This window comes from Variovorax sp. 10L426, from assembly GCF_056395305.1.
The window spans coordinates 67,178-78,432 of record NZ_JBFTJF010000020.1; the positions used below are offsets into that span (position 1 = coordinate 67,178).

Below are 11,255 nucleotides of genomic sequence, written 5' to 3' on the forward strand. Positions count from 1 at the left end.
GCGTGGCTCAATCCAGCGTCACGTTCGCCTTCTTCGCGAGCACCGCATAGCGGCTTGCTTCGCTGCGAAAGAGCCTGGCGGCGTCTTCGGGCGATGTGGGCTTGATCACGTTGCCTTGCTTGTTCATCGTGTCCATCACTTCGGGGCTCGTGAAGGCTTTGACGAAGGCTTCGTGGATGTGCTTCACGTCGGCGGGCGCCATCTTGGCCGGGCCCACCACGGCAAACCATCCTTCGATATCGTAGTCGGGCAGGCCTTGCTCCGCGATGGTCGGAATGTCCGGCGCCGCGGGCGAGCGCTTGGCGCCGCACAGCCCGATCGCCTGCACGGCGCCGCTCTTGATGTGCTGCTGCGCTGCCGGGAGCGCGACCACGCCGAACTGCACTTGGCCGGCGATCAGGTCCGTCACCATCGGGCCGGTGCCCTTGTACGGGATATGGCGCGCCTTCGCGCCCGCCTGATCGAGGAAGAGTTCACCTGCGAGATGGATCACGGTGCCGTTGCCGGACGATGCGAAGTTGTATTCCTCCGGCTTGGCCTTGAGCAGCGCGATGAGTTCCTTCACGTTCTTCGCCGGCAGGGTCTTGGTGGCCACCAGCACGAGCGGTGTCGCGCCGATCACGCTGATCGGTGTGAAATCGTTGATCGCGTCGAAGGGCATCTTCTTGTAGACCGCCGGGTTGATCACGTGATTATTGGAGAACAGGCCCAAGGTCGACCCGTCGGGCAGCGCCTTCGCGACGACCGATGCGCCCGTGATGCCGCCGGCGCCCGGCAGGTTCTCGATCACCACCGGCTGGCCGAAGGACTTGCCGAGTGCGGGGGCCGCGGCACGCGCGATCACGTCCACGCCGGACCCCGCGCTGATCGGAAGAATGATGCGCACAGGCTTGTCGGATTCCGCCAGCGCGGGAAGCGCGGTGGCGGCCAGCGCCGAGGCGCCCAAGCCCAGCAGCGTGCGGCGCGAAATGACCGCGCTCGAAGCGCCGAAACTACTCTTGTCGTCTTTCATGTCGTCTTGTCTCCTTGCAGGTATGTGCGGGCGATCTCGACCATCGCCGTATTCAGGCTGGTTGGCTTCGTGAAGCAAGCCTGGAAAGAATTTCCTCGTTGTGCTCGCCGACCTTCGGTAGTGCCGATCGGACACCGGGCCTGCGTCCGCCCATCATCAGCGGCAGGAGAACCACGTCCGTCACGTCGCCCTCATCCGTCGTCATGGGTGCGAGTCCGCCGCTGGCCTTGAGGTGCGGGTCATCGACCAGTTGCTCAGGCCGCATGATCGGCGCGTAGGGAATGCCGGCTGCTTCGAGCTTGGGGGCCAGATCCTCGACCCGGTGGCCGGCAAGAATCTCGCCGAGCTTCAGCAGGAGCTCCGGCCGAACGGCGACGCGCGAAGCGTTGGTTCCGAATTCCGGGTGATCGAGAAGATCGGGCCGTTCGAGCACGTTGCACAGCGTCACGAACTGCTTGTCGCTGACCGCGCCGATGAAGAGCTGCTCGCCTTCCGCCAACGTGAAGACGTCGTAGACGCTCCAGGCCGAAACGCGCGAGGGCATGGGTGGCGGGGCTTCGCCCGTCATCAGGTATTGCTGCATGTGCTGTGCGCTCAGGAACACGCAGTTCTCGAACAATGCGCTCTGCACTTCCTGGCCCTTGCCGGTCGCATCGCGCTCGCGCAACGCGGCCAGCACGCCGATCGCGCCGAACATGCCGCCCATGATGTCGTTGACGGACGTGCCTGCCCGCAGCGGCCGGCCGACCGGCCCGGTCATGTACGACAGCCCGCCCATCATCTGCACCACCTCGTCCAGCGCGAGACGATGCTCGTAGGGCCCCGGCAGGAAGCCCTTGTGCGTGACGTAGATGAGCCGCGGAAACTTCTTCGACAGGGATGGATAGTCGAGGCCGAGTTTCTCCATCAGACCCGGCCTGAAGTTCTCCAGCACGACGTCGCATTCACCGACCAGTTCGGTCGCGGTCGCGCGGCCTTCTTCGGTCGTGATGTCAAGCACCACGCTCTTCTTGTTGCGATTGAACGATCGAAAGAAGCCGATGCCGAGGCCGGGCAGCTTGCGCGTCTTGTCGCCGCCGGGCGGTTCGATCTTGATCACCTCGGCGCCAAGGTCGGCCAGGATCATTCCGCAGGTCGGGCCCATGACCATGTGGGTGAATTCGACGACACGAATGCCGGCGAGAGGGAGCGAGGTGAAGTCGGTCATTGGAATGTGCCTTGAGTGCTCTGGAATGTCTTCGGCAACCCGGCTTGCCACAGCGCGCCATGCAGCTTCTCGCTGGCGAGCCAACCGGCCGCCCGCTGGCGCAGCGCGAGCAATCGAGCGATGTCGACACCCGTTGCGATGCCCATGCTGCCGAGCATGTAGGCCAGGTCTTCCGTGGATACATTGCCGCTCGCGCCGGGTGCGTGGGGGCAACCGCCGATGCCGGCGAGGCAGGCGTCGAAGCGGTTCACGCCGACTTCGAGTGCCGCGTAGACGTTGGCCAACCCCAGGCCGCGCGTATCGTGGAAGTGGCCGCACCAGAAGCGTTCGCCGGCGATCTTCAAGGCTTCCTCGAACAGGTCGCGGACCATCGCGGGGTCTGCGTAACCGACGGTGTCGGCAAGGCTGACACGATCGGCGCCGGCGTCAAGCAACGCTTGCAAGAGGCGCAACACCTCGCTCTTCTCGACTTGCCCCTGGATCGTGCAGCCGAAGGCGGTGCCCACGCCGCCTTCGATCAAGGTGCTTGACCCCGTCGAGTCGCGAGCCGCACGAATGCGCGCCACTTCGCCGACCACGTCATCCGGCGTTTTGCGCAAGTTGGCGAGGCTGTGCGCATGGCTGGCCGACAGGGGGACGATCATCAGATCGGCCTCCGCTGCCATGGCGTTCTCGCCGCCGCGCAGATTCGGCACCAGCACCGAGACGAAAAGACCGGGCAGTGTCTTCGCGAAAGCGACGAGCTCCGCGGTATCGGCAAGCTGCGGCAAGAGTCGTGCGGGCACGAAGGAGCCGACTTCGATCTCGCGCTGGCCTGCCGCATGCGCAGCGCGAATCCACTCGCGCTTGTGCTCCGTCGGCAGGATCGTTGCGATGCTTTGCAAGCCGTCGCGCAGTCCCACTTCGCGGATCACGGCGCTCGCAGGCAGGCGCGGATGTCGGGGTGTCATGTGTGTCTCCATCTCGGGGGCGTGCGGTTGGGCAGCACCGATGGGAGGACTTTAGGGATTCCAGAATGATGATGAAAGCGGTATTCTGGAACGCTGGACGTTCCGCATCGGAATCTCATGACTCGAATGCATGATCTAGACCTGACCACCTTGCGGCTCTTCGTGGCCGTGTGCGAAACCCGGAACATCGCGCGTGCGGCGGAGCAGCACCACATCGTGGCCTCGGCCGTCAGCAAGCGGATCGCGCAGCTCGAAAGCGTGGTCGGCAATGTCTTGGTCGAGCGCAAGCGTCGGGGCGTCGTACCGACCGGCGCGGGCGAGATCCTGCTCGAACATGCGCGCGCGATGCTCGCCGGCCAGGACCGCGTGTCGCGCGACATGGCCGCCTACGGCAAAGGCATCAAGGGGCAGGTCCGGGTGCTGGCGACCGTGTCGTCCATCGCGGAGTTTCTTCCCGATGACATCGCGGCCTTCCTGCAGCTTTCCGCGCACCGCGACATTCGCGTCGACATCGAGGAATGCCTGAGCCGCGATCTCGTGCGTGGCCTACGCGAAGGCCTCGCACCCCTGGGCGTGTGCTGGGATGCTGCCGACCTCGAAGGCCTGCAGACGCGGCCGTACAGAAACGATCATCTCGCGATCGTCGCTCATCCCGCGCATCCGATTGCACGGAGAAAGCGGTGCGCGTTCGAGGACACCGTGGACTTCGACCATGTCGGCCTTCCGGCCAACACGGCTGTGCACACCATGCTGGCGCGCGCCGCGGCCATCATCGGCCGGCCCTTGAGTTATCGGGCGGTCGTGTCGACCTTCGATGCGTCCCTGCGCTGCGTGCGCGCCGAATTGGGCATCGCCGTCATGCCGCGCGAGGTGGCGGAACCGGTAGCGGCCGCCTACGGCCTGAAGGTGCTGCCCTTGACCGATCGATGGGCGCAGCGCAGTTTCACCATCTGCTTTCTCGACGAGAAGCAACTGTCGCCGGCGGCGAAATTGCTCTTGTCGCATCTCGAAGGCCTCGCATCGGCGCGGTCTCGACGGGCTGTGCGCGAATAAGATCGGCCCCGCCGTCGTTTCCTGATCCATTTCACGGAGCTGCATTCAAGATGAACCACCGGTTTCAAACGTTCGTGTATGGCACCGCCATTGCGTTGATGATCGGTTGGGTGTTCTACGTCGGGCGCGATGTGTTCGTGCCGATCATGTTCAGCGTCTTCGTCGTGTACGTGATCCTCGGCCTCTCGCGCCTCATCGGCAGGATTCCGCTGCTCGGGCCCGCACTGCCGGAATCGGTCATTTCGATCCTGTCAGTGCTGATCATCGCCCTCGGGCTGTGCATGGTGGTCTACACGATCCTCGCCAACAAGGACAGCGTGATCGCCCAGGCGCCGCGCTACCAGGAGTCGCTGCTCGCCGGGGTTCAGAAAGTGGCGGTGTTCCTGCGCTTCGAGGGGGAGCCGACATGGACCACGCTGCGGCGGGACTTTCTCGCGCAGGTGAGCCTTCAAAGGGTGGTGGGCTCGGCGCTGTCATCGGTGTCGTCGCTGTTCGCAAGCGTGGGCGTGGTCGCGCTCTACGCCTGCTTCCTGCTGGTCGAGAGGAACCATCTCGACGCCAAGATTGCGGGTATTGCGCGCAGTCCGCAGCATGCGCTGCGCATCAAGCAAGTCATCTCCGACATCAATGCGCGTGTCGGCGCTTATCTCGCGCTCAAGACCTTCCTCGGGGTCCTGCTCGGCGCGTTGAGCTGGGTGATCATGCGATACGAAGGACTCGAGTTCGCGCCGTTCTGGGCGGTCATGATCGCCCTGCTCAACTTCGTGCCTTACGTCGGTTCGGTGCTGAGCATCCTGCTGCCGAGCGCCATGGCGATGGCGCAGTTCGGCGCCACGGGCGACGTCGTGTCGATCGCGCTCTGGCTGACCATCGTTCAGTTCCTCATCGGGAACTTCCTGGACCCCATCGTCATGGGAAGCTCGCTCAACCTCAGCGCCTTCGCCATCCTGGTGAGCCTTGCCGTGTGGGTCGCACTGTGGGGCATTCCCGGTGCCTTCCTCGCCGTGCCGATCACCGCGATGATGACCATCATCTTCTCGGAGTTTCCGGGCACGCGGCCCCTTGCGGTCCTGCTGTCGCGCAACGGCAAGCCCTAGATTCGCCACCCGTCGGGGCCCGGCATCATGGCCCATCCGACGACTTCGCGCCTCTCGATCGTTCGCGTTGCGCGTGAGGCGGCCCGCGTGTTTAATGCGCTTCCGAAGAGGGTTCGAGCCCAAGGCGCTGCGCCGGGCTGCGATTCAAGCATGCGAGGAGACATCCAAATGACCGAGATCCGTGCTGAAGGCCGTGGCAATCTTCATCCGCGGTGGCGGCCCGCATTCCGGGCACTTGTCATCTCGACGGCCGTGCTGTTCGCAAATGCTGCGTTCGCCGCTGATCCCGATGTTGCGCGCGCCCGGCAACTGGTTGGCGACGGCAAGTACCAGGAGGCTTACGACCTGCTCGCGCCTTTCGAGGGCGCCAGCGCAGGCGATGCCGACTTCAACTATCTGCTGGGCCGCGCTGCCCTCGGCATGCAGCAGGGGGAAAGGGCGAAGACACTCTTCGAGCGCAGCCTTGCGGCGCGACCGGACTTCCCGGCGGCGCACCTCGGATTGGGCCGTGCCTACTCCCTGCTCGGGCGGTACGCGGAGGCGAAGATCGAGTTCGAGACGGTGCTGCGTTTCGACAACGTGCCGCAAGACGTTCTCTCGCAAGTCCAGATCTATGACCAGGCCGCGCGGCAGGCGCTCGACGAGAACAAGGCACTGACGCACTTCGGCTATGCGGAGACGGGCGTCGGCCAATATCGCGTGAACAACACGGTAGGCACCAATGCGCTCGGCGGCGGCGACCGGCGCGACACCTTCTTCAATGCACGCGCGGGCGGCGGTGTGAACTACGCGTTGGAGAACGGCTATGCGATCGATGCCACGCTGGACTATCGCTACCGGAACTACGACAACTCCAACAGCAGGAACGACTCCGACCTGCGCTGGAACCTGGCCGGCAGCAAGTCCTTCGGCGAGAACAACCTCGCGGCCGGCTTCAGGGGCCGGACGAGCTACCGCGGCAATGGCGACTACCGCAACGATGTTTCGATCTACACGGACTACCGCATGCGGTATGACCCCGACAACCAGTTCAGCGTGGGAGCGGACATCCGGCGGCGCCGCTACCCCGAGGGTACGTTGCGCGACTTGAGCCGGACCACCGCGCTCGTTTCCGCGGGCTGGGTCCGTTCGTTCATGGAGGGAGACGGAAGCCTGTCCGTCACCGGACATGCCGGCCACAACTATGCAACGAGCCGGCCTGACGGCGATTCCGACGTCTTCGGCGCCACAGTGGCGCTGGACTTCACCGTCAGCAGCAAACTGGCCTGGGGAACGTTCCTGTGGTGGGAACGTGACCTCTTCAATGCGGACAACGTCGAGCACTTTCATCCGGACACGCTCGACAACACCGTCCTTCTGCGACGCCGGGACAACCTCTACGAAGTCGGGGCCTATCTGGTCTGGGATTTCGCGCCGACGTGGTCGCTCCGGCCGGAGATTCTCTGGATTCGCGACCAGAGCAACTCGATCGGCTTCAACTACAGCTCGACCGAGTACTGGATCAACGTGCGCAAGAGCTTCTAGCAGGCGAGTCTTGAAGTCGCCGGCGTCATGCCGGCGTCATTGAATCCGTTGTGCAATCGAACGAATTTCCGCTCTATGCGGGCAGCGTGAGAGGTCAGGCCTCGCTTTCGTCGACTTGACAAAGATTTGCGCGCCACGGATGCTAAGTCACGCATGTCGCAGGTCCCGCCTGCTGCTGACCGTGGTCAACCTCTTCGATAGGACGTCACTCGTGCCTGTGAAACTTGCCTCTCAAGACCTTGGTCGCTTGCCCAGAACGACGACGCTCCTCGCTCTCGCCGCACTGGTATTGCTGTCAGCTTGCAAACGTGGGGAGGAGGCACCGGTCGCGGAGATCCGTCCGGTGCGCGTGATCAAGATCGAGACTCGGGTGGCCGGGGACACGGTCAGCCTGACCGGCAATGTCCAGGCGCAGACCGAAATCAACCAGTCGTTTCGTATCGATGGAAGACTGATCGAGCGCAACGTCGAAGTCGGCGACACCGTGAAGCCGGGCCAGCTCCTGGCGCGCCTCGACCCGCTCAATGAAGAGACGGCTCTGCAGTCTGCACGCGCTCAGCTCGCGGCGGCGCAGGCACAGAACGTCGAAGCGCGCACCAATCAAGGTCGGCTGCGCGATCTGCTGAAGGAGAACGCGGTCTCGCGCGCTTCTTTCGACCAGGCCGATGCGCTGTTCAAGGTCACGCAGTCGCAGGTCGAGACGGCGCAATCGCAGGTGACGCTGGCGCAGAACCGCGTGAACTACACGCGACTGAACGCCAGTGTCTCGGGTGTCGTGACGGCGCGCGGTCCGGAGCCCGGTGAAGTGGTGCAGGCCGGACGCATGATCGTCCAGGTGGCGCGAGAGGGCGCACGAGACGCGGTGTTCGACGTGCCTGCAGCGGTCAAGAACAGCGCGCCTTCCAATCCTTCCATCACGGTCTCGCTCACCAGCGACCCGAGCATCACGGCCGCAGGCCAGGTGCGCGAAGTCTCGCCGCGCGCCGATCCGGTGACGGGCACATTCAGTGTGAGAGTCCGGCTCGTCAACCCGCCCGCCGCGATGCGGCTGGGTTCGACGGTCACCGGGCGCATGAAGCTCGAAACCGCGCCCGCGATCGATATCCCCGCCTCGGCCCTGAATCGCTCGGGCAAGGCCGCATCCGTATGGGTGGTGGACCCGAAGACCGGAATCGTATCGGCGCGCCCGATCGAGGTCCGTGCCTTTGACGCGGCGCGCGTCCAGGTCACGTCCGGCCTGTCGCCCGGCGACATCGTCGTGACCGCGGGCGTGCAGGCGCTGCGCCCCGGCCAGCAGGTCCGCATGCTCGAGGCTGCGCAGTGATCGGCCCCAACCTGTCGGAATGGGCGCTCTCCAAGCGCTCGCTGGTGCTGTTCCTGATGATCATCGCGGTGACCGCTGGAACGCTGGCATTCCTTCGCCTCGGGCGCGCTGAAGATCCGATCTTCACCTTCCGCACCATGGTCGTCGCCGCCGGGTGGCCCGGCGCCACGGTCGATGAAACCCTCAAGCAGGTCACCGAACGCCTCGAACGCACGCTGCAGGAGACCAACCATCTCGACCGCGTCCGCAGCTACACGGTCGCGGGCCAGACGACGATCTTCGTCGACTTGCTGCAGTCGACGCCAGCCGCCGCGGTGCCCGACATCTGGTATCAGGTGCGCAAGAACATCGGCGACATGCGGCAGACGCTGCCGTCGGGCGTGGTGGGGCCGTTCTTCAATGACGACTTCGGCAGTACCTACGGGATCATCTACGCGTTCACCGCCGACGGCTTCACCTTCCGCGAACTGCGTGACTACGTCGAGTCGGCACGTTCGCGACTGCTGCAGGTGCCGGACGTCTCGAAGATCGAAGTGCTCGGCGCGCAGGACGAGCAGATCTACATCGAGTTCTCGACCGAGCGTCTTGCCGGCCTGCGGCTGGACTATCCGACGATCGTCGGCGCGCTGCAGGCGCAGAACGTCATCCGGCCGGCCGGCACCATCCAGACCGACCAGGAGCGCGTCTTCATGCGCGTGAGCGGCTCATTCGATTCCGAGCGCGACATCGAGGCCGTCAACCTCGTGCTCGGCAACCGCATGATCCGGCTGGGCGACATCGCCACCGTGCGGCGCGGCTTCGTCGATCCGCCGCAGCCGATGTTCCGCGTCAACGGCAAGCCTGCCATCGGCCTGGCCATCGCCATGCGCGACGCCGGCGACATCCTGGCGCTCGGCCGCAACCTCAAGCACGAGATGGACGGCATCACCGCGAACTTGCCGCACGGCATCCAGCCGACGCTGGTCGCGGACCAGGCGGTGACGGTCGACGTCGCGATCAACGACTTCATGGCGTCGCTGTGGCAGGCCATCATCATCATCCTGGTGTGCAGCTTCGTCAGCCTCGGCGTGCGGCCCGGTACCGTGGTCGCGTTGTCGATCCCGCTGACGCTGGCGATCGTGTTCGCGATCATGGATGTCCTGCACATCGACCTGCACCGGGTCTCGCTGGGGGCGCTGATCATCGCGCTGACACTGCTCGTCGACGACGCCATGACCACCGTCGACGCGATGATCAACCGGCTCACCGCGGGCGACACCAAGGACCAGGCCGCGACCTTCGCGTACAGGACGCTCGCCGCGCCGATGCTGATCGGCACGCTGGTTTCCATATCGAGCTTCGTGCCGATCGGCTTTGCACAGAGTTCCGCGGGCGAATACACCTTCTCGATCTTCGCAGTCGTGGCCATCGCGCTCATCGTGTCGTGGTTCGGCGCGGTGATCTTCTCTCCGCTGGTGGGCAAGGCGATCCTGAAGGCGCCCAAGGCCGATGCCGCGCCGGCCAAGCCGGGCAAGGTGCTGGTGCTCTACAGCCGCTTCCTGCAGGCCGCGATTCGCGCGAGGTGGATCACCATCGCGTTCACCATTGCGGCTTTTGTCGCGACGATCTTCCTGCTCCGCTTCGTGCCGCAGCAGTTCTTCCCGGCCTCCGATCGGCCTGAGCTGACCATCGACATGACCCTGCGGCAGAACGCGTCGATCCATGCGACCGAAGCGCAGGCCGAGCGCTTCGAGGCGCTGCTGAAGGACGACCCGGATGTGGACCACTTCAGCACCTACGTCGGGCGTGGCGCGATCCGCTTCATCCTCACGCTCAATGTGCAGCTGGCCAATCCCTTCTTCGCGCAGTTTGTCGTGGTCGCCAAGGACCTCGATGCGCGCGACAGGCTGCAGAACAAGCTCGAAAAGGCACTGGCAGAGCAGTTCCCCGATGTCGTTGCACGCGTCTCCCCGCTTGAACTCGGACCGCCCGTGGGATGGCCCCTGCAATACCGCGTGAGCGGCCCTGACCAGAACGAGGTGCGCAAGCATGCGCTCGAACTGGCCGACATCCTGGGCTCCGATGCGCGCGTGCGGCACGTCAACTTCGACTGGATGGAGCCTGCCCGGCAGGTCAAGGTGCGCATCAACCAGGACGAGGCGCGGCAACTGGGCGTCAGCACCGCGACGCTGTCGGCCATCCTGAACGCAGCCATCACGGGATCGGCCGTGACGCAGGTGCGCGACGACATCTACCTCGTCAACGTGGTGGCCCGCGCGACCGACGAACAGCGGGTGTCCTTCTCGACGCTGAGCTCGCTGCAGGTGCCGACGCCCACCGGCCGGATGGTGCCGCTGAGCCAGTTCGCGACCTTCACCGAAGAGCAGGAACTGCCGCTCATCTGGCGGCGCAATCGCGTGCCGACGCTGACGGTGCGTGCCGACGTCGTGCACGGTGAGCTGCCGGACACGGTGGTCGAGGCGATCGCCTCGCGGGTCAAGGAATTCAACGCCAAGCTGCCGACGTCGTACAAGGTGGAGACCGGCGGCCTGTTCGAGGAAAGCGCCGCATCGAGCGCATCGGTCTACGCCGTCGTGCCCTTGATGATCGTGCTCATGCTCGTGAGCATGATGATCTTGCTGGTGAGCTTCCGGCGCCTGGCGATGGTGGTCTGCATCATGCCGCTGGGGTTGATCGGCGTGGTCATCACGCTGCTGCTGTTCAACCGTCCGCTGGGCTTCGTCGCGATCCTCGGCATCCTGGCGCTGATCGGCATGATCGCGAAGAACGCGGTGATTCTCATCGTGCAGATCGAGACCAACCGCGCCGAGGGGCAGAGCGTCTACGACGCCGTCGTGGCCTCGGGCACCTCGCGATTGCGGCCGATGATGCTGACGTCGATCTCGACCGTGCTGGGGCTGATACCGATCGCGCCCACCGTGTTCTGGGGCTCGATGGCCTTCGCGATCATGGGTGGCCTGCTTGTGGCCACGCTGCTGACGCTGGTGTTCCTGCCGACGGTGTACGTGGCGGTGTTCGGCAAGGAAGAGCCGACGCCGCCCGGCGACCCGGCGGAACCGGTCATCGAAACGGCGTGATCGGCGGAGGT

General features: G+C 64.9%; 8 protein-coding genes. 5 read left to right on the top strand and 3 right to left on the bottom strand.

From position 1 onward, the window contains the following. Positions 1–7 precede the first annotated feature (7 nt). From AC1DHL_RS24830 to AC1DHL_RS24840, 3 genes are read right to left on the bottom strand one after another with little or no spacing between them, the layout of a single operon-like run. Complete coding sequence (locus AC1DHL_RS24830) at positions 8–1,012, bottom strand: Bug family tripartite tricarboxylate transporter substrate binding protein (protein ID WP_478098054.1); 1,005 nt, start codon at positions 1,010–1,012, stop codon at positions 8–10. A gap of 52 nt (positions 1,013–1,064) precedes the next feature. Continuing rightward, positions 1,065–2,219, bottom strand: coding sequence for a CaiB/BaiF CoA transferase family protein (locus AC1DHL_RS24835; RefSeq protein WP_478098056.1), 1,155 nt, complete (start codon positions 2,217–2,219; stop codon positions 1,065–1,067). Beyond that, a complete protein-coding gene (locus AC1DHL_RS24840) occupies positions 2,216–3,169 on the bottom strand; it encodes a hydroxymethylglutaryl-CoA lyase (protein WP_478163701.1) in 954 nt (317 codons plus the stop codon). The genes AC1DHL_RS24835 and AC1DHL_RS24840 overlap by 4 nt, the downstream gene beginning before the upstream one ends. Before the next feature lie 126 nt (positions 3,170–3,295). Between AC1DHL_RS24840 and AC1DHL_RS24845 the strand changes: the two genes are divergently transcribed. The 5 genes from AC1DHL_RS24845 (at position 3,296) to AC1DHL_RS24865 (ending at position 11,244) form a co-directional block, all read left to right on the top strand. Then, entirely contained in the window at positions 3,296–4,222 is a 927-nt protein-coding gene (locus AC1DHL_RS24845; RefSeq protein WP_478163726.1) for a LysR family transcriptional regulator, read from the top strand. A 50-nt stretch (positions 4,223–4,272) separates the two neighbouring features. Next, a complete protein-coding gene (locus tag AC1DHL_RS24850; protein WP_478163702.1) occupies positions 4,273–5,319 on the top strand; it encodes an AI-2E family transporter in 1,047 nt (348 codons plus the stop codon). A 168-nt stretch (positions 5,320–5,487) separates the two neighbouring features. Further along, positions 5,488–6,843 carry a tetratricopeptide repeat protein gene (locus AC1DHL_RS24855; protein ID WP_478163703.1) on the top strand — a complete coding sequence of 452 codons (1,356 nt, stop codon included), beginning with the start codon at positions 5,488–5,490 and terminating at the stop codon, positions 6,841–6,843. 247 nt (positions 6,844–7,090) lie between these two features. Then, positions 7,091–8,167 carry an efflux RND transporter periplasmic adaptor subunit gene (locus AC1DHL_RS24860; protein ID WP_478163704.1) on the top strand — a complete coding sequence of 359 codons (1,077 nt, stop codon included), beginning with the start codon at positions 7,091–7,093 and terminating at the stop codon, positions 8,165–8,167. Beyond that, entirely contained in the window at positions 8,164–11,244 is a 3,081-nt protein-coding gene (locus AC1DHL_RS24865; RefSeq protein ID WP_478163705.1) for an efflux RND transporter permease subunit, read from the top strand. The genes AC1DHL_RS24860 and AC1DHL_RS24865 overlap by 4 nt, the downstream gene beginning before the upstream one ends. Positions 11,245–11,255: the final 11 nt, after the last annotated feature.